Source organism: Aquibacillus saliphilus (assembly GCF_020404745.1).
Taxonomy (GTDB): Bacteria; Bacillota; Bacilli; order Bacillales; family Amphibacillaceae; genus Aquibacillus; species Aquibacillus saliphilus.
In genome coordinates this window covers 57,552-75,694 of sequence record NZ_JAIZAP010000008.1, presented here as the reverse complement: position 1 = coordinate 75,694, position 18,143 = coordinate 57,552, and the positions used below count along the sequence as shown (strand labels likewise).

Here is an 18,143-nt window from a genome sequence, read left to right as displayed (position 1 = left end):
AATCAATTTTATAATACTGATTTTTTGAAAGTCGTCATCCGCATATAGTTGGGATAGACCATTCTGAAAACTACTTGTGGATGACAATTGCTGCATAAGGTAATTATGAAATTGATTTAATTGTATAAATAATCAAATAAACCCTCAATTGTTTCATATTTGCCGGCATTAATAGTTTCTATTAATTGGCTATAGAATTGGCTATTATAAGAATTTTTTTCAATCGTATAAGAAAAATCTTCCATTAGCTGCCAAATCTTTTGTAATAAGTGGTTTTCAGCATGTTGAAAAATAATGATAAAAAATTCAGAATGCCTTTGCTTCTCATTAATCTTACCATTGCTAAGGACTGAAGATAGCTCTTCTATTCCTCCATTCTTCACTCGGCTAAAGGCCATTTTTGTAGCTTCTTTTTCTAAAATTCTTTTAGCAAGTAAAATATCTTTTTTAATTTTCGGTTCTTGTAAAATAAATGCAGAAAGTAATTCAACAGTATGATGCGGACGGTAGGAACTAAGAAACGTGCCTTCACCTCTCCTAGTTTCAATTAAACCTAATAGTTCCATTGCCCTAAGGCCCTCTCGAACTGATGACCTACCCGCATTTAATTGTTCAGAGAGTTCACGTTCTGAAGGAAGCCTATCACCTGGTGATAATTCATTTTCATTTATAAAATTTCTAATTTGATTTAATACTTCCTCATATACCTTTGTTTTGCTAGACATGTAATGGCCTATGGACCTCCTTTATGAACAAATCAAACTTTATTATTAACGAGTGTTAGACGTCTTGTTTTTTCTGCAATTTGTTCCGGATCTACATCAAGCCTTGCAACACCCGATTCCATCGCAGCTCTTGCCACACTTTTTGCAACTGCTGGAGCAACTCTTTCGTCAAACGGCGCTGGAATTACATAGTCTGGATTTAATTCATCTTCTGTGATTAATGAAGCAATAGCCTCCACTGCAGCCACTTTCATTTTTTCATTGATTCTGGTTGCTCTAACATCTAAAGCACCTCTAAAAATACCTGGAAAAGCTAACACATTATTTACTTGGTTAGGAAAATCTGATCTTCCTGTTCCAATAACTCTAGCTCCTGCTTCTTTAGCAAGCTCCGGCATTATCTCTGGATCTGGATTTGCCATAGCAAATATAATTGGATCCTCGTTCATAGTCTTAACCATTTCTACCGATAGAAGACCACCAATCGAAACACCTATAAAAACATCGGAGCATTTTATAACTTCTTCTAAATTTCCTTCTTGATTATTTTTATTAGTTAACTTGGCAACCTCATCCTTAACTTCATTCATACCATAGTTTCTGCCTTCAAAAATAGCGCCTTTGGAGTCACACATAATTATATCTCGTACACCGAAGCTATATAATAATTTTATAATAGCAATACCAGCAGCTCCGGCTCCATTAGCTACTACTTTTATATCAGTAAACTTTTTATTAACGAGTTTAAGTGCATTTAATAGGCCAGCTACTGTAACAATTGCTGTACCATGTTGATCATCATGAAATATGGGAATATTCGTTTCCTTTTTTAAACGTTCTTCAATAATAAAACAATTTGGTGCTGCAATATCTTCAAGATTTACTCCACCAAAAGTTGGTTCCATTAGTTTAACTGTTCTAACAATTTCTTCAACGTCATGCGTATCTAAACAAATTGGAAAAGAATCAACACCAGCAAAAGTTTTAAATAGAACGGACTTACCTTCCATTACGGGAAGAGCAGCAGAAGGCCCTATATTTCCTAGTCCTAACACAGCCGATCCATCGCTGACGACCGCTACCATATTCCCTTTCATCGTGTATTCGTAAACGGAATCCTTGTTATCATAAATTTCCTTACAAGGTTCAGCGACGCCAGGAGAGTATGCCAAGCTCAGATCCCGCGCATTTCGAACTGGTACTTTAGACTGTATAGTTAATTTCCCTTGATTAATACGATGGATATGTAACGCTTCATCTCGTAAATTTGACACGTTTCTTCCGCTCCTTTACATGATAAAAAAAGACTTAGTAGTTTATCAAAAAATAAATTGGTCTGACCACTTAACTACTACATTATAACAAATGAGTTTTGAGTGTAAAGTGGAATTTATATTGGCCTAATAATTGACAGTAAACTACTTATTTCCATTTAATCCATTAAATTTCACTATTATTTTTTCTAAAGAATGTTTTTCAGGGCAACATTTTTTTCTCCAAACAACTTATAAAATTCTCGTAAGCACTGTTGGTTCGGTTTAATATAATAGGAACTTGATAGTTGATACGTCGCTTGCTTTTGTTTATGATAAATAATGACGGAAGTATCGCCAGGAAATTTATTTGCTATTTGCTTTATTTTGTCTAATACTTCTTGATCCTTATCGTTGATGATTTTGACAAACAACTGACTAGTGGCACTTGTTGCTAATTGTTCTTCTTCAAAAGGAGACAGTTCTGAAATCAACAATTGAATACGTTCATTTCTTTTTTCCACTTTTCCTTTCACAAAGACTAGAGCTTCTTCTTTAAGCCATCGATGAACACTTCTATATAACTCCGGAAATAAAACAGCTTCCATTTCATCGCTCTCGTCCCCAAGTGTAAGAAAAGCCATCGGATCGCCCCGTTTTGTCCGTATCGACTTTATCCCCTGGATGACAGCACTCGTCCGCATGTTGTTTTGACCTATATTCCTTTTCAATTCTGATAACCCGAGAATCCCCCTCGCCCTTATCTTATCTCTATACTCTGATAAAGGATGACTCGACATGTAAACACCTAACAATTCCTTTTCAAATGCTAATTGTTTCATTTTAGAAAAAGGCTCAGTATCTACATAGGAAGCATCTAGTTCAATATCATTTTGGAAGAAGGTTGGCTGGTCTTCAAACTCTCGAAATAATTCACCTTGTTCAATTGCTTGATCAATTGTTGCTAAGAGACTAGCACGATTCAAATTTGTTTCATCAAATGCTCCTGCTAATATTAATGATTCAATCACTTGCCGGTTTATCATTTTTAATGGCACACGTAAACAAAAATCAAAAAGGTGCTTAAAAGGACCATCCTTACGAATACGAATAATTTCTTTAAGCTGCTGATGGCCAACCCCTTTAATAGTAAGAAGTCCCATTCGTATATCCCCGTTTTCAACGGTGAACTTTCCAAAACTTTTATTTAATGAGGGTGATAAAACTTTAATATTGAACTCTTTAGCTTCCCTCATATATAAGCGAACTTTCTCCTGCTGACTAGAGACTGATGTCAATATCTCAGCCAAAAACTCTGCTGGGTAATGTGTTTTCAAATATGCTAATTGATAGGAAATCATACTATAAGCAACTGCGTGACTGCGATTGAACCCATAATTTGAAAAGCGGACAATCCAGGCAAAAATTTCCTCGGCTACTGATTGATTGTATCCATTTTTGATACATCCCTGAATAAATTCATTCTGTTGTTGGTGCATTACTTCCGATTGTTTTTTACTAACTGCTCTACGTAAAATATCTGCTTGTCCTAGCGTATAACCCGCCATTTTACTCGCAATCTGCATAATTTGTTCCTGATAGACGAGTACCCCATAAGTTTTTTCTAAAATTGGTTTTAAATCTTGATGTGGGTATGTAATAGGTTCACGATTGTGTTTACGGTTTACGTAAACAGGGATATAATCCATTGGACCCGGCCTATATAAAGCATTAACGGCTACAACATCTTCAAAGTCAGTTGGCTTCAAGTCAGTAAGTACACGTTGCATTCCTTGTGATTCAAGTTGAAAAACACCATTTGTCTTTCCTTTTTGTAACAATGATAAAGTTTTCTGGTCATTAAAAGGTATATCTCCAATAGTAATTATCCTATTTTTCGTTAGTTTAATTGAGTTAATTATTCTTTCCAATAACGTTAGATTACGCAAGCCTAAGAAATCCATTTTTAATAGACCGATAGCTTCTAATTCTTTCATAGCAAATTGTGTCAAATAAATATCATTACCGGAAGAAATTAACGGCACATGTTCAACTAATCGCTTTTGGCTAATAATAACTCCAGCGGCATGGGTAGAAATATGCCTAGGTAAACCTTCTAATTTAGCAGCAATTTTAAATAGTTCTTGTAGCTTTGATGATTGTCTAACATAATCCGTCAGCGCACTCGATGATTTGACGCTATCTACTATGTTTTTGGAAGTTTGTGTCGGTATTTCTTTTAAAATAAACGCTGCATCTTGTTGATCGATATCCATTGTTTTAATTAATTCTCTCAGTAATGATCGCGCGGCAAACGTTCCGAATGTAATTATTTGGGCAACATGCTCAGCACCGTATTTGTCTCTCACATACTGAATAACTTCATCTCTTCGATGGTCTGAAAAATCAATATCAATATCAGGCATAGTTACCCGCTCTGGATTCAAAAATCGTTCAAAAAGCAATCCATATTTAATCGGGTCGACATTAGTAATTCCTAATAAATAAGCTACAATTGAGCCCGCTGCAGAGCCTCGTCCTGGACCAACCATTATATTTTGTTTCTTGGAAAATTGGATGAAGTCCCAAACAATTAAGAAGTAGTCACTAAAATCCATTGACTTGATAATTTCTAATTCATAATTCAACCGTTTTTCAGCACTTTTTTTCTCTACTTTATATGTACTAGAAAGTTGATTGAAACATAAGTTTTCTAAATAATTGTATGCAGTTTTACCTGTAGGAACAGGATAGGATGGAATCATTCGCTCATCTAAATTTAGTTCAACATTACACCGTTCAGATATCTTCTCTGATTCCTTCACTAATTCGGGCCAAAGTTTAGCGAAGAAGCTTTCCATTTCTTGTTCGGAACAGAGATGTTGATTTTTCACTGGCATTTGTTTATTTGTATCCCACTTAGCTCCTTCTCTTATTACCTGCAAGCATTCATATGCTTCTTTATCTGTGCTATTTATATATCTAACATCACCCAATGCTGTAGCTTGTATATTTTGGAATTCACAAAAACTTTTTATAATTTCCATGAAACTCTTTTCCATCTGGGGGTTATTTTCAATCCCAACATAAAAATTATTACCTGGAACTAAATTTTTCCAGCCCAGTATATGGTCTAATGCTTTCTCACGATCATTCATTACAAGTTTCACAATAGCTGGTTGATAGATCGGCAAAATTAAAATTAGACCTGGTAGATATAAATTTATATCACCTTTATCTATATTAGATTTTTCTTGTAATTGGATGTGTGTACTCAATTTCAACAAATTTTGATATCCTTGATTATTTTCGGCAAGTAGGATACAAGTCTCTGCGCTTTTATTTTCATCCTCTAGCTGGACTGTCATTCCCAGAACCGGCTTGATATCATTATTTTGACACGCTTTGTAGAATGAAACAGCTCCATGCATAACTTGTTCATCGGTCAACGCTAGAGATTTAAAACCAAGTTGTTTCGAGCGATTAACAAGCTTATCTATCATTACTGAGCTTTTCAATAAACTATATCCACTTCTAATTTGCAAATGTGTAAATCCCATTAAATTCCCGCCTTTTTCTTTCACATCTATTATAGCTGAATAAGTACGTTCTAGAAAATGAATAACATATCTTGTCCTAATTTTTCATAAAATTTTTAACAAGCAATTACTGTAAGTATAAATAAACAATGCATACAAATAAAAAGGGAGATGGAACATAAAATGGAAGAAAGATTTTTCTCCTCAATGATACAATGTTACTTTATTGCATTAGGCGTAATAATGGGCGGATCACTAATTGGGAGTATTGGAGCATTCGCAACTGGTGATCCACCGTTAACTTTAATGAATAGAATAGCAAAGAGTTTAAGGATTTGGGCAGTTGTAGCAGCTATAGGCGGCACATTCGATGCCATTACTAATTTCGAAAAAGGTATTTTTGAAGGTTCAACAATTGATGTTGTTAAGCAAATATTGTTAATTATCACTGCAATGGGAGGAGTTCAAACTTCTCTTATATTAATTGAGTGGTTCACTCAGGAGAGTATTGATTGATGCATATTCCACCATACTATAAGAAAGAAAGTTGGCAACGATTTTTTGCAGGAACTTTTATCGGTGCAATCATCGCTTTTGTTGTATTCACGTATATGTATGGACAATTTTACGAAAGGTGGGTAGAAGAAAATTTAAATTTGCGTTCTCAACTGAATGAACTTGAAAACAAATATGAAATTTTAGAGGATAGTAAACGAGAATTAGATGAGAAATCAAAAGAAAAAATAACAGTAAACACAATTGAAGTCAAAATTGATAACGAAAAGCAATTGAAATTAGATAGTCTTATTGTTCATCAATTAGAAGAATTAATTAGAGAGCAAATTAAAGATGTTGTTGGGAAAGATATAAATAGTTTAGCCGAGAATTATAAGCTTCTAACATCTACGATTGAAAGTAAGACATACAAAGTGGAAGGTTTTACTTATAATGCTAAAGTTAAACAAATGTTTGTTACATCAACAATAAACATAAACATAGAAATTACGATTTCTAATTAATCAATTATGAACACTTTATGAAAGTTTCATAAAATTCCGAAAAAAATCGAGCAAATCGTCTGTGTTTTTAATATAATAAATGTAGATAGAAAACCATCTTATAAGGAGTGGTTTTATGTTTATTATGAGCCGTCGTTTAGTTGTCGAAGAAAAAATAAATAAGCTAACTCAAGGTTATAATGCCTATGCCGAAACTGAAGAAATAATCAGACTCATGAAAAGAGAAATATCAAAAAAACAAATCTCCGTAATATGCGATCAAACCGACAATGGTTGCTGGTTTATTCCTACCCAACATTCAAATTCAAATACACCAAACTAGTAGATATAAAGGACTTCCTAGATGAATTTTCATTTTGGATGTCCTTTTCTATTTTATGTTAACTCCCTGTACTGGGTACAAGCCTTTTCCAAATCCTCAATAACAAGCTCCATCTCATCCCAATCAGTAATTGTTGCTCCAGATGCCAGAGGATGCCCACCACCATTATACTTCGCTGCAATTTCATTAATAATTGGACCCTTCGAACGTAGTCTAACTCTGATTATATTCTCTTCCTCAACGAAAAATGCCCATGCATAAATACCTTCAATATCGCCTAATAAACCTACTAGCTGACTCGTCTCAATCGCCGTCATGTTGAATTTTTCTAAGATGTTTTTTGTTATTTTTATAGAGCTAACCCCTGACTCAGAAACCTCAAAATTCTCCAATAGATATCCCTTAAAGCGAGCAACGTGCTGCTTTGTATTGTACATATTCTCATGTAACATCGTGCGATCAAAACCATATGTAACTAGTTCAGAGGCTATATAAAATGTTTTTTCAGTTGTACTAGGAAATAAAAATCTCCCAGTATCTCCTACTATTCCGCTATATAATAAACTAGCGGCACGTGTATTACAATAAATTCCTGCTTCTTTACCTTCAATACATAACTCATAAATCAATTCACTTGTAGAGCTAGCTGTTGTGTCCACCCATAATAGGTCTCCAAAGGCATCTAAATTAGGGTGATGATCAATTTTAATTATTTCTTTTCCTAAAAGATATCTCTGATCAGAAATCCGCTCCTGATTTGCTGTATCACATACGATAACTAATGCATTCTCGTACTGACTATCCTCAATTTTGTCCATACTAGCCAAATAAGATAAGGAAGGATCTTCGTCACCAACAACAGAAACATGTTTAGATGGAAAGGAGTGTTTTATTATTTCTTTTAATCCAACTTGTGATCCGTATGCATCTGGATCAGGTCTTACGTGCCGATGGATGATAATAGTATCGTATTCCACTATTTTGCTAATAACTTGTAGTTGATTATTCATCTTTACACTCCTTTTGATTTTAAACTATAAATAATTATAGAATTATCTACTACTATTCCTTGATTGCATTCAACAACAATAAATTAAATCATTATCTACTTGATGTAAACTCTTTAACGTGAAAACTAGCTATTATTGATAGAAAAAATACCAAAAACAAGCTACAATAGAGTTAGTGTTAATAGTTTAGTTAGGAGTAGATTTCATGATTATATTTCCAGTAATTATTGTGCTTTCATTAATCTTATATGTATATTTCAAAGTTTCTATAATGCGTACGAGTGATCCGCTTACCCAATTATTTATTAATTCAAAAGCCCGTATCTCTCTAGGGGTTTTTATAGCTTTCTTTGGGATAAACCAATATTTGTTCTACCAAACAAGTATAGCACTTTACGTTACTATCGTATTCGTTATTTTAGGTGCTATTCAATTTTATAGTGGATTTAAACGACGTACCCATTATAAAAACGAGTTAAACAAACGAACGATGCAACAATAGTTTTGAAACCCTTGTCCTTGACAAGGGTTTCTTTATTGTCCTGGAAATTATAAAATGGATTGCTCTGTAATTGATTACTAAGTTAGCCACGTCCAACCCGGAATTAAGCTGTTTGCTTATTTCGAACGCATTCGTCTCGAGATCCCTGAACCAATCCTCTCTGCCTGCAAAGAACGAAAGAGCCCGAGGCTTGTCTTAAGCTTATCGGAGGTGAGCACAAAGGAAGGTGCGCTTTTGTTCCCTATTTAACGATCTATTAATTGTGCCATTAATACCACTTTGGCTACAATCACCTTCTCATGAAAAACCTCAACATCTACTTTAGCCGATTTTCTGCCACTCTCTAATAAACGTGGTCTAATCTCCAAGATACTTTCGAGTTGGACAGGCTTAATAAAATAGACTGACAAGTTTTCTACTACTAAGTCAACTTTTTTTATTGAACGTAGTAAACGGCTAGCTGCTTCAGTAACAAAAGACACAAGCACACCATAGGATAAAGTTCCTAATTGATTAGTCATTTGTGGGGTGATTTTGGAACGGTATACTGTGTTATTCGTATCACTAGAAACAACCTCTAAACGACTAGTAACAATATCATCAATTGTTTCTCCAACTTGTGGTTGGCGTTGTATATGTTGAAGAGCTTTCAGTACATCCTGCCTAGAAATTAATCCTTCCAATCTATGATTGGAATTAACTACTGGCATGATTTCAATACCTTCCCACACCATGATATGTGCAGCATAAGCTAATGAAGTTTCTTTTAAGACTGTCATTGGATTTTTAGTCATTACTTTATCAATTGTTAACAACTTATCTCTACCAATAACATCCTTAGATGTTATCATTCCTATTACTCGGTTGTTTTCATCTACAACAGGATATCTACTATGCGTTGTTAAATCGTTAAATTCATACCACTTCTCAATTTTCTCTTTCGTAGTCAAACAGTACGTGTCCTCGACTGGTGTATAGATATCCCTTACAAGGATAATTTCTTTTTTTATAAGCTGATCATAAATGGCTCTGTTAATCATTGCAGCTACAGTAAAAGTATCATAACTCGTTGAAATAATGGGCAATTTTTTTTCATCTGCAAGTTTCTTTACGTGTTCGTCCGTATCAAAGCCACCAGTAATTAATACAGCAGCCCCTTCTTGTAATGCAAGTTCATGTGCTTTAACACGATTTCCAACGATAAGTAAAGAGTCTCTCTCTGTATAGCGCATCATTGCATCAAGTTTCATTGCACCGATGACAAACTTATTTAGCGTTTTGTAGAGCCCCTCACGTCCACCAAGTACTTGTCCATCAACAATACTAACAATCTCTGCAAAGGTAAGATTCTCAAAATTTTCTTTTTTCTTTCGCTCAATACGTATAGTTCCTACCCGTTCAATCGTACTGACAAGACCTTGGTTCTCAGCTTCCTTTATAGCACGGTAGGCTGTACCTTCACTAACATTCAGTTCTTTAGCAATTTGTCTAACAGATATTTTGTTGCCCACTTTTAATGATTCGATAAATATAAGGATCTGTTCATGTTTGGTAGCCATTCGGATTCACCAATCTTTCCATCTGTACTATTAATATATTCCCTATTGTTATTATACAGATGAAAAGAGTTTCTATCAATTTTTCTCTAATTGATACTGCCTGCTTGTGTCTTGTTCCATCACAGGTGGTTTAGTCATCCTCAATAAAGTTGCCAAGTTAGATCCTACTACTAGTAGGAAAAAAAACAGCCAACCCGCCCAAAATAGAGAGGATAATTGAACTACTTCCCCGTGAATAGAGGGCCAAGCGATATAAAGTAAGAAACAGGCTAATAATATTCTTAATAAGGCATACTGTTTCATTGTTAAACACCTCCTGTTTTATATATATTATTTTATGCAATCCTGTTTTCTAACATGTTTTTAAAGTTAGATTATATTTGCAGACCTACTATTGATCCAATGAAATATACTAAAAAGGTCAATAAGATATTAATCTTATTGACCTTTTTACGTTTTTATAATTCTATGCCCTCACCAGGCTTTAACGCAATTCCTTTTCCAGGCTTAACTTTACTTGCAAAAGCATCGCCATCCTGCTCAATTAAAGGAAATGTATTATAATGTACTGGCACTACCTGTTTTGCTTCAAGCCATTCTGCTGCGATAAGTGCGTCTTCTGGTCCCATTGTAAAATTATCACCAATTGGAAGAAATGCCAAATCTATATCATTCATTCCCCCAATTAATTTGAAGTCCGAGAACAATCCAGTATCGCCAGCATGATAAATTGTTTTGTTATTTACAGTTAACAAAATTCCTGCAGGCATGCCAGTATAAATACTTTGTCCATCCTCATCAACAAAAGCAGAACCATGAAATGCTTGCGTTAATTTCACTCTACCAAAATCAAATTGATGTGCTCCGCCAATATGCATTGGATGTGTATTTAAACCTCTAGATTCTAGATAGTTGGCAAGTTCATTTGGTGCAACAACTAAGGAGTTACTCCTCTTCGCTATATCAATCGTATCACCTACGTGGTCATTGTGCCCATGTGTGAGTAAAATAACATCTGCCTCCACCTCACTAGCATCAAGGTCACAGGTTCCGTTTCCAGTGATAAACGGATCGATAAATATCGTATGTTCTTCTGTTTTAATTTGAACTACAGACTGACCATGAAAAGATACTTTCATTAATCTCTCTCCTTCTAATCATTTTTAATAAGTATAGGGATTACTCTACATACTCTATACCCTGTTTTTCATTTTTTTAAAAGAAAGATTAATAATTTTCCCATTCTTGTTCATAGATTTGTATAAGATGAGGATCAATCAAGGTATTGGGTTTTAATTCTTTTATTTCGTTATTTTCATTAATTATTTTTTCGTCTTCATCTTTACCAAAGACCGTTAATGATTGAAGGACTTCATCATCAAGAAACTGAGTAGGAACATTTATCCTTATATCATTAACATTGATAGGATTCCGACTTGCCATTACAAAGCCCCAATTTCCAAAACTAGGTATATCCGCATGGAGATTTTCAACATATAAATTCGTTGATTCTATTGTAGTAGAAATAGTCCAATATACTTCATTAGCGAAGACAGGACTTGTCGCTTGCACCATCATCGCGCCACCAGGCAATAAATGATTGCGTGCTAACGAATAGAATTCTCTTGTATATAATTTGTTAAGACTTTCATTGTTTGGATCTGGCAAGTCAATAATAATAACATCAAACCATTCATCGGTGGTTTCTAAAAATTCAAAGGCATCTTGATTTACAACCTCTACCTTAGAGTTTTTTAACGATTCTTCGTTTAATTCTAATAGATAATTATTTCTGTTCGCAAGCTCTACTACTGCTGGATCTAAGTCAACTAGTTTAATGTTTTTAGTGTCAGCATATTTCAGGACTTCCTTCACAGCAATCCCATCCCCACCACCTAGGACTAAGATATTCTCTTGTTTTTCTGCGTAAGCCATCGCAGGGTGCACTAATATTTCGTGATATCGATATTCATCGATAGAACTAAGTTGTAGCCCTCCATTCAAGTACAATCTTGTGTCATCAGCTTGCCTTGTGAGTACAATCTTTTGATATTCACTTTCTTCCATGTGTATGATCGGGTCCTGATACAGTTTCTGTTCAAAAGAAAACGCCATTGCTTGTCCAAACAATAATCCAAATAGTAATAAAATAGAAATTACTGATCCTACCACGAAATGCAAGGTTACATTGGCTATCTCTTTTCTAAATAAATAGAGAATAACTAAAGCGACACTAATATTTATTAAACCTACGAAAAAAGCCGTTTTAACCATTCCTAATTGCGGTCTAAGCAAAAATACGAATAGTAATCCACCAATTAGCCCACCAGCATAATCAGAGAATAGAACTCTTGCAGTACTCCGATTAAGTGATACACCAATTTCATTTGCCTTTCGGATAAGAATAGGTAATTCAACACCCGTTAATGCACCGATGACAAAAGTAACTAAATATAAAAATATTGCTTCTGTTCCTCCTGGTGCGAAAGCAGTAATTCCAAACATCGTAAAACTTGAAAAACCACCAATTAGTGCAACTGAAAATTCTATATAGACAAAGGCAAGAACTAATTTTTTTAATACCTTTTCACTTAAGCTTGCTCCTACTCCCATCCCTGTTAAGAAGAGCGAAATCGTTAATGTATATTGCTTTACGCCGTCGCCTAATATATAAGAACCTAAAGCACCAAATAACACTTCGAAAATAATTCCACAAATAGATACAATTCCAGAAGCCCAATAGATAAGCTGACTTTGTCTCATTGAATCTTTATTCAATTTAATCACTCCGTTAATCTATAAAAGAAGGTCTGACCTATAAACAAAAAGTCAGACCAGTTCTCGTCTTAAGTTATGTAATTGATGCACCAATTACAAATGCTAATCCTATTGATACAGCCATTGATACAATACCGACAGCTACATTATTTTCCTTAATTTTTTCTTCAACAGAAAACTTTCTAGTTAGTCCTTCAAATATTAAGTAAGCAATCATTTGAAGAATGACACCATATCCTCCCCAAACAAGCGTTTCCCAGATAGCAATACTGTGATAAATGGCAAAAGATAAAATGATACAAATACCTATAATTTTGCCAGCTATCGACAGGGCAACAGCTTGATTCCCACTACCAACCTCTTCCCAATCCTTATATTTCCTTGTTAAATTTTCAAAGATAATTAATCCAATCAGTACAATAACAATTGCGATTACAAAGTAAATAAAAGTAGTTATAAATGGTTCCATTTAAAAACCTCCTCGTTTATTTTCCAACACTCGGGCCACCACCACGAACAGTAGACATTCCCCTATTAGTTGATTTAGTAGTTGAATAACCACCGTAGCAGTTTCCATTTCTACACTGGTTTCTTCTATTTTCACTCCAATTATTCGAATCCAACATTCTGTTTAGCATCATAAAAGTAAAAAAGCCATTTAAATAATTTGGAGAATAATGATTACGGACAAATTGATCACTTGCAATCTCTATTAAAATTGTTTCCTGATCTTCTTCACTCACCTTAAAAGTAGCAAAATGTTCAGGATAAATTAAAATTTGTTGATTATCTTTAATATCACTTTTTTCATCCGGTTCAATATTTTTAGCTATTAAATCAGCTAGTTCTTCAATGGTAAACCGCTTAGTAGCATATACGTTTGCGTTACCTTCATCTGTTGAGATAACATCAAGCAAATGAAAATTATTAGATACAATAGCTTCTATATCCTCAGCATTTGAGGTGTTTATATTATTTATAAGTTCTTCCTTTGATGGTTCGTCTGGAACATCTTCTACTGAAACACTTGGTGTTTCTGATCCTGTAATTCCCTGCAAACCACCACAAGCAGACAATATAAAAAGTAGCATCACCAGAGTTAAACCATAAATAATTTTATTCATGAAAACTAGTTCCCCCTTTCCTAGGTGTGTATTCAGGTGAAACCGTAAAACCCCTGCACCTAATGGTTACAAGGGTTTTACGTTATTATAACCCATTTAATTGTTCTCTAGAACAATGGTAATTTATTCTTTGTTCATTTTCTTCTTTAATGCGGCGAGCTCATCATCTACTCCACTTTTCTCTAAATCTTCAAATTCATCATCTAGAGTACGACTTGCAGTTGAAAGGTCTTCACTAGTATCCGCTTCTGCCTCATATCTCATTACTTTTTCTTCCATTCTTTCAAATCCACGTTTGGAATCATCGCTACCAATTGAAGACATAGTGCGATTCATTTTTGTTCTTGTTTTTGCAGATTCAGCACGTGCTTTCATTGAATCTTTTTTCAATTTCATTTCTTGATATTCTTTCTTCATTTCATCCAATTTATCTCTTAAAACATCAGCATCACTTTTCGCTCTTTCCCATGATTGCTTTAAAGAATCGGCTTGTTTTTGTAAATCACTTTTGTCTTCTAGTGCTCGACGTGCTAAATCTTCATTACCTGCTTCAATTGCCTTTTCTGCCTGATTTTGTCTTTTTTCGACTAAGGACTGTGCATCACTCTGCTTGCGATTTAACATTTTTTCATTCGCAATTTGTTTAGCAACAGAACTCTCAACCTCACGAATATCAGATTCCATTTCTCTCATAAATTGATCAAGCATTTTCACTGGATCTTCTGCTTTATCCAACATAGAATTCATTTCTGAACTCACTACTGTCTTGACACGGTTAAAAAATTTAAACATTTTAGTTCCTCCTTATTATATCGACCCTGCAATTATTTTTAATTCATAAGCTTCAATCGGGGAACCTAAACTAACTTCAAGTTCACTACCCCAATCTTCTATACTAATGAAATTTTCTTCATCATCATCGCAATATTCCACATATTTCATCATTCTGTTGTTTATGTTTGTACTTCTACCTTCTCCTACTACTCTTGCCTCACCCTCTTCATCAAGATAATATGTTTTGCGTTGATAGGTCAATTCTTTTGGATGTGGATGTGTAACTGGCAGGTTTATTGTTTTGTATATTCCTAATTCTAGTTCATCATCCATTTCTGCAGATAACCAAATTGTATTGTTACCTTCTAACAACTGATATCCATACCATACATAAGAGTCCTGCCGGTAAGTAATCTTACCCACCACTTCATAATCAGTCAGATCGTAAACAACAATATCACCAACCTCAATCGATAATGCAGTTCGCTCCTTTACGTTTGTAGTGGTTTCTTTATTGGAAAATATCCTGGAGAATAGTCCCACACTTGCACCTCTTCCTCAAAAAAAATCTCTTATAATAACAATACGATTGAAGATATAAAATGTTTCATTTTTTCAATATTTTTTTCTTAAAGTAAAAATAATCATAAACTAGCAGCGTGTAAATGCATTTTCACTTCCTAAATTTATATTTACAATAGTTTATTTTCATTATTCATATTAAGTCAAGAAAATCAGTTGAATCAATTCCATTTATTAACACTTTCCACTCTCAATATATTATACAAGTATGTACTACATTAATCCAGATGCGTGCATGATTAGTAATTAAAAAGCAACCTAAAACTCTGGGACTACTAGAAAAAAATAAGTTGCCAATAAAAAAAGTTAACCGGTATCACCGATTAACTTTTTTTGATCGTTATTTAAAATTTATTATTGAACTTCAGTAGATCCAGTGACTGTACCACCTGATAAGTCAGCTGTTGATTGATACTCATCATTAGCGAAGTAAACATTACCATCTACTGTTCCATCTGGAAGTGTGAAGCCATTTGCTTCTACATATACATCACCTTTAAATGTACCACCTTGAATTCTACCATTCTCACTTTTAACTGTTAATGAAGGTGCTGTCAAAGTGTAAGAATCAGTAATATTGCGTTCTTCATCTTGTGTATATAAAGCAAGTTTGCGAGCTGGCTCATCTTTACTGATAAATTCACCTTCTAATACTAGTTCCTGATCAACAGTCAAATCTTCATTGAAAATAACAATCCAAGCTCCATCTTCACTTATTCCGTTTAATAGAGACTTTTCATCTTCAACTACAACCTGAGTTGCACCAGTTACTGCATCTGCTCCTGCTACTTCAACAGCCCCAGTTACTTCTCCTTCAATTGTTGCGGATGCTTCTACTTCCTCGTTTGCAAAGTATAGATTACCTTCTATTGTTGCACTTTCATGAAGTAAAAATCCATTCGCCTCAACATAAACATCACCCGCTAGTGTACCACCTTGGAAATTCAAGTTTTCACTTTGTACAGTTAGTTTAGGTACTGTTATTGTGAAAGATTCTGTAATATTATGATCATCATCTTGTGTATATGGAGCAATTTTTCGGTAGATGTCCTTTGTTGTATCATCTTTATCATAGAACTCACCAGCGACTACTACTTCTTCGTCAATAGTCAAATCATTAAGTGCTGCTATAATCCACGTTCCATCTTCACTTACCGCATCAACAAACGCACCAGCTTCATTAACGATTGACGCAGTTGTTACTACATCTGCTCCTTTTTCAGTTTCCGCTGGAGCTTCTGTTTCTTCAGCTTCAGAACCACAAGCAGCTAACAAACTTACTGACAAACCTACGACTAATAATGTTTTCCATTTCATAATTTAATTATCCCCCTAATATTTATGTGACTTTATTCACATAAATTCTTTTTGTGAGTAACTTCACATATTATAATATCATATTTTAGATACATTAAAAGATTAAATGTGTGTATATTTTGTGAAATAATGAACAATTATACTTATGGTATTATCTCTTCTTTGTATAATAGCGATAATAACTTATCAAGTGTAGAAAAAATCTAATTATTTGAATCAATTTCATCATTTCCTTATGCAGCAATTGTCATCGAAATATAGTTTGGAAACGGTTTATCCCAACTATATTTTGATGACAACCTTCAAAAAAACGGTATGTTGAAATTGCATTAATAAGAACAAAGGCACAGGCAGATAGGATTGACTTAAGACCTCAGGCGGGGGCATTCGAAATAAATAAACCGCTTATTTCCGGGTAGGCGCCGGACGTGGCTAACTTAGTAATTAATTATCCACAGCAGTCCATTTTATAATTTTCTAGACCTTAAAAAAGAAGATGCATCTCACACCTTCTTTTTAGCTTATTTATAACAAAGTATTAACATCTGCATACTCCAATTGATGGGCTTCGGCAACTGCTTGATAAGTTACATAGCCACAAAGCGTATTTATTCCCTTACGTAAAGCTTCATTTGATAAACAAGCTTGTCTATAACCTTTATTTGCGAGTTGCAAGGCATAAGGCACAGTAACATTAGTTAAGCCCATTGTTGAAGTTCTTGGCACCGCTCCTGGCATGTTAGCTACTGCATAATGAAGCACACCGAACTTTTCATATGTTGGATTATCATGGGTTGTGATTCGATCCGTTGTTTCAAAAATACCTCCTTGGTCTATCGCGACATCAACAATAACAGAACCTTCAGGCATTGATTTCACCATCTCTGTTGTTACCAGCTTCGGTGCTTTGGCTCCAGGTATAAGCACTGCTCCGATTACTAAATCTGATTCTCTTAGTGCATCAGAAATTGTTAACGGGTTTGACATCAGTGTGTTGATTGACGAACCAAATATATCATCCAACTGTCGTAACCTTTCCGGACTTAGATCAATAATCGTAACATCGGCACCCAGTCCAATAGCAATTTTCGCTGCATTTGTACCCACTACTCCACCACCAATAACCGTTACCTTTCCTCTTTTAACACCTGGGATTCCTGCCAGCAATATTCCCCTACCACCATTAGGTTTCTCTAAAAATTGTGCGCCAATCTGTGTAGCCATTCGCCCAGCAACTTCACTCATCGGCGTTAGAAGTGGTAATGAACCATTGCTCAATTGAACAGTTTCATAAGCAATCCCAATTACTTTTTTATCTATTAAAGCTTTTGTAAGTTCCGGTTCAGGAGCTAAATGTAAATATGTAAATAATATTAAGCCCTCATGAAAATAAGCGTATTCTTCTGGTAAAGGTTCTTTTACTTTCATAACCATATCCTGTTTCCATGCTTCTTGCGCGGAAGACACAATAAACGCCCCAGCTTCTATATACTGATCATCTGTAAAACCAGAGTCCTGACCTGACGTTGTTTCCACATAAACATAGTGACCTGCATTAGTTAGTGTTATTACTCCCGCAGGGGTCATTGCTACACGATTTTCATTGTTTTTTATTTCTTTTGGAATACCTATATTCATT

The 18,143-nt window shown here is 34.6% G+C and carries 18 protein-coding genes; 4 read left to right on the top strand and 14 right to left on the bottom strand.

The features are described 5' to 3' along the window. Positions 1-116: 116 nt before the first annotated feature. The 3 genes from LD272_RS09840 to dnaE form a co-directional block, all read right to left on the bottom strand. Positions 117-725 carry a FadR/GntR family transcriptional regulator gene (locus tag LD272_RS09840; protein ID WP_226036438.1) on the bottom strand — a complete coding sequence of 203 codons (609 nt, stop codon included), beginning with the start codon at positions 723-725 and terminating at the stop codon, positions 117-119. 32 nt (positions 726-757) lie between these two features. Further along, a complete protein-coding gene (gene ystJ / locus LD272_RS09835) occupies positions 758-1,999 on the bottom strand; it encodes an NADP-dependent malic enzyme (protein ID WP_226036437.1) in 1,242 nt (413 codons plus the stop codon). 188 nt (positions 2,000-2,187) lie between these two features. Beyond that, entirely contained in the window at positions 2,188-5,538 is a 3,351-nt protein-coding gene (dnaE, locus tag LD272_RS09830) for a DNA polymerase III subunit alpha (protein ID WP_226036436.1), read from the bottom strand. A gap of 162 nt (positions 5,539-5,700) precedes the next feature. On the opposite strand from dnaE, the gene ytrH reads away from it, so the two are divergent. From ytrH to LD272_RS09815, 3 genes are all read left to right on the top strand, one after another. Beyond that, a complete protein-coding gene (ytrH, locus tag LD272_RS09825; protein ID WP_226036435.1) occupies positions 5,701-6,033 on the top strand; it encodes a sporulation membrane protein YtrH in 333 nt (110 codons plus the stop codon). Further along, positions 6,033-6,536: a sporulation membrane protein YtrI gene (gene ytrI / locus LD272_RS09820; RefSeq protein WP_369413963.1), complete on the top strand. Its 504-nt coding sequence runs from the start codon at positions 6,033-6,035 to the stop codon at positions 6,534-6,536. The genes ytrH and ytrI overlap by 1 nt, the downstream gene beginning before the upstream one ends. Positions 6,537-6,651: 115 nt before the next feature. Next, positions 6,652-6,858 carry a YtzJ family protein gene (locus tag LD272_RS09815; RefSeq protein WP_226036433.1) on the top strand — a complete coding sequence of 69 codons (207 nt, stop codon included), beginning with the start codon at positions 6,652-6,654 and terminating at the stop codon, positions 6,856-6,858. 53 nt (positions 6,859-6,911) lie between these two features. On the opposite strand, the gene LD272_RS09810 is transcribed toward LD272_RS09815, so the two are convergent. Next, positions 6,912-7,868 carry a DHH family phosphoesterase gene (locus tag LD272_RS09810; RefSeq protein ID WP_226036432.1) on the bottom strand — a complete coding sequence of 319 codons (957 nt, stop codon included), beginning with the start codon at positions 7,866-7,868 and terminating at the stop codon, positions 6,912-6,914. Between the two features lie 205 nt (positions 7,869-8,073). On the opposite strand from LD272_RS09810, the gene LD272_RS09805 reads away from it, so the two are divergent. After that, positions 8,074-8,370, top strand: a complete 297-nt coding sequence (locus LD272_RS09805) for a YtpI family protein (protein WP_226036431.1) — start codon at positions 8,074-8,076, stop codon at positions 8,368-8,370. A gap of 245 nt (positions 8,371-8,615) precedes the next feature. On the opposite strand, the gene LD272_RS09800 is transcribed toward LD272_RS09805, so the two are convergent. From LD272_RS09800 to ald, 10 genes are all read right to left on the bottom strand, one after another. Next, on the bottom strand, positions 8,616-9,929 hold the full coding sequence (locus LD272_RS09800) for a DRTGG domain-containing protein (RefSeq protein WP_226036430.1): 1,314 nt from the start codon (positions 9,927-9,929) through the stop codon (positions 8,616-8,618). Positions 9,930-10,004: 75 nt separating this feature from the next. Further along, entirely contained in the window at positions 10,005-10,232 is a 228-nt protein-coding gene (locus tag LD272_RS09795; protein WP_226036429.1) for a hypothetical protein, read from the bottom strand. Positions 10,233-10,387: 155 nt separating this feature from the next. Next, complete coding sequence (locus tag LD272_RS09790) at positions 10,388-11,068, bottom strand: metal-dependent hydrolase (RefSeq protein WP_226036428.1); 681 nt, start codon at positions 11,066-11,068, stop codon at positions 10,388-10,390. Positions 11,069-11,156: 88 nt separating this feature from the next. Beyond that, positions 11,157-12,692: a polyamine aminopropyltransferase gene (locus LD272_RS09785; protein WP_226036550.1), complete on the bottom strand. Its 1,536-nt coding sequence runs from the start codon at positions 12,690-12,692 to the stop codon at positions 11,157-11,159. A gap of 88 nt (positions 12,693-12,780) precedes the next feature. After that, on the bottom strand, positions 12,781-13,176 hold the full coding sequence (locus LD272_RS09780; protein WP_226036427.1) for a DUF350 domain-containing protein: 396 nt from the start codon (positions 13,174-13,176) through the stop codon (positions 12,781-12,783). Between the two features lie 16 nt (positions 13,177-13,192). Beyond that, on the bottom strand, positions 13,193-13,831 hold the full coding sequence (locus tag LD272_RS09775) for a DUF4247 domain-containing protein (RefSeq protein WP_226036426.1): 639 nt from the start codon (positions 13,829-13,831) through the stop codon (positions 13,193-13,195). A gap of 123 nt (positions 13,832-13,954) precedes the next feature. Further along, positions 13,955-14,623 (bottom strand): PspA/IM30 family protein, encoded by a 669-nt coding sequence (locus tag LD272_RS09770; protein WP_226036425.1) that lies wholly within the window; start codon positions 14,621-14,623, stop codon positions 13,955-13,957. Between the two features lie 15 nt (positions 14,624-14,638). Then, positions 14,639-15,148, bottom strand: coding sequence for a DUF4178 domain-containing protein (locus LD272_RS09765; protein WP_226036424.1), 510 nt, complete (start codon positions 15,146-15,148; stop codon positions 14,639-14,641). Between the two features lie 393 nt (positions 15,149-15,541). After that, a complete protein-coding gene (locus LD272_RS09760; RefSeq protein ID WP_226036423.1) occupies positions 15,542-16,504 on the bottom strand; it encodes a hypothetical protein in 963 nt (320 codons plus the stop codon). Positions 16,505-17,029: 525 nt separating this feature from the next. Further along, complete coding sequence (ald, locus tag LD272_RS09755; protein WP_226036422.1) at positions 17,030-18,142, bottom strand: alanine dehydrogenase; 1,113 nt, start codon at positions 18,140-18,142, stop codon at positions 17,030-17,032. Position 18,143: the final 1 nt, after the last annotated feature.

What these genes read in the sequence shown, in the direction of transcription:
- LD272_RS09815 (WP_226036433.1), top strand. Translation starts at nt 6,652, where the DNA reads ATGTTTATTATGAGCCGTCGTTTAGTTGTCGAAGAAAAAATAAATAAG.
- LD272_RS09795 (WP_226036429.1), bottom strand. Translation starts at nt 10,232, where the DNA reads ATGAAACAGTATGCCTTATTAAGAATATTATTAGCCTGTTTCTTACTT.
- LD272_RS09805 (WP_226036431.1), top strand. Translation starts at nt 8,074, where the DNA reads ATGATTATATTTCCAGTAATTATTGTGCTTTCATTAATCTTATATGTA.
- LD272_RS09810 (WP_226036432.1), bottom strand. Translation starts at nt 7,868, where the DNA reads ATGAATAATCAACTACAAGTTATTAGCAAAATAGTGGAATACGATACT.
- ald (WP_226036422.1), bottom strand. Translation starts at nt 18,142, where the DNA reads ATGAATATAGGTATTCCAAAAGAAATAAAAAACAATGAAAATCGTGTA.
- LD272_RS09800 (WP_226036430.1), bottom strand. Translation starts at nt 9,929, where the DNA reads ATGGCTACCAAACATGAACAGATCCTTATATTTATCGAATCATTAAAA.
- ytrI (WP_369413963.1), top strand. Translation starts at nt 6,033, where the DNA reads ATGCATATTCCACCATACTATAAGAAAGAAAGTTGGCAACGATTTTTT.
- LD272_RS09790 (WP_226036428.1), bottom strand. Translation starts at nt 11,068, where the DNA reads ATGAAAGTATCTTTTCATGGTCAGTCTGTAGTTCAAATTAAAACAGAA.
- LD272_RS09760 (WP_226036423.1), bottom strand. Translation starts at nt 16,504, where the DNA reads ATGAAATGGAAAACATTATTAGTCGTAGGTTTGTCAGTAAGTTTGTTA.
- LD272_RS09770 (WP_226036425.1), bottom strand. Translation starts at nt 14,623, where the DNA reads ATGTTTAAATTTTTTAACCGTGTCAAGACAGTAGTGAGTTCAGAAATG.
- LD272_RS09840 (WP_226036438.1), bottom strand. Translation starts at nt 725, where the DNA reads ATGTCTAGCAAAACAAAGGTATATGAGGAAGTATTAAATCAAATTAGA.
- LD272_RS09785 (WP_226036550.1), bottom strand. Translation starts at nt 12,692, where the DNA reads ATGAGACAAAGTCAGCTTATCTATTGGGCTTCTGGAATTGTATCTATT.
- ytrH (WP_226036435.1), top strand. Translation starts at nt 5,701, where the DNA reads ATGGAAGAAAGATTTTTCTCCTCAATGATACAATGTTACTTTATTGCA.
- LD272_RS09775 (WP_226036426.1), bottom strand. Translation starts at nt 13,831, where the DNA reads ATGAATAAAATTATTTATGGTTTAACTCTGGTGATGCTACTTTTTATA.
- dnaE (WP_226036436.1), bottom strand. Translation starts at nt 5,538, where the DNA reads ATGGGATTTACACATTTGCAAATTAGAAGTGGATATAGTTTATTGAAA.
- LD272_RS09780 (WP_226036427.1), bottom strand. Translation starts at nt 13,176, where the DNA reads ATGGAACCATTTATAACTACTTTTATTTACTTTGTAATCGCAATTGTT.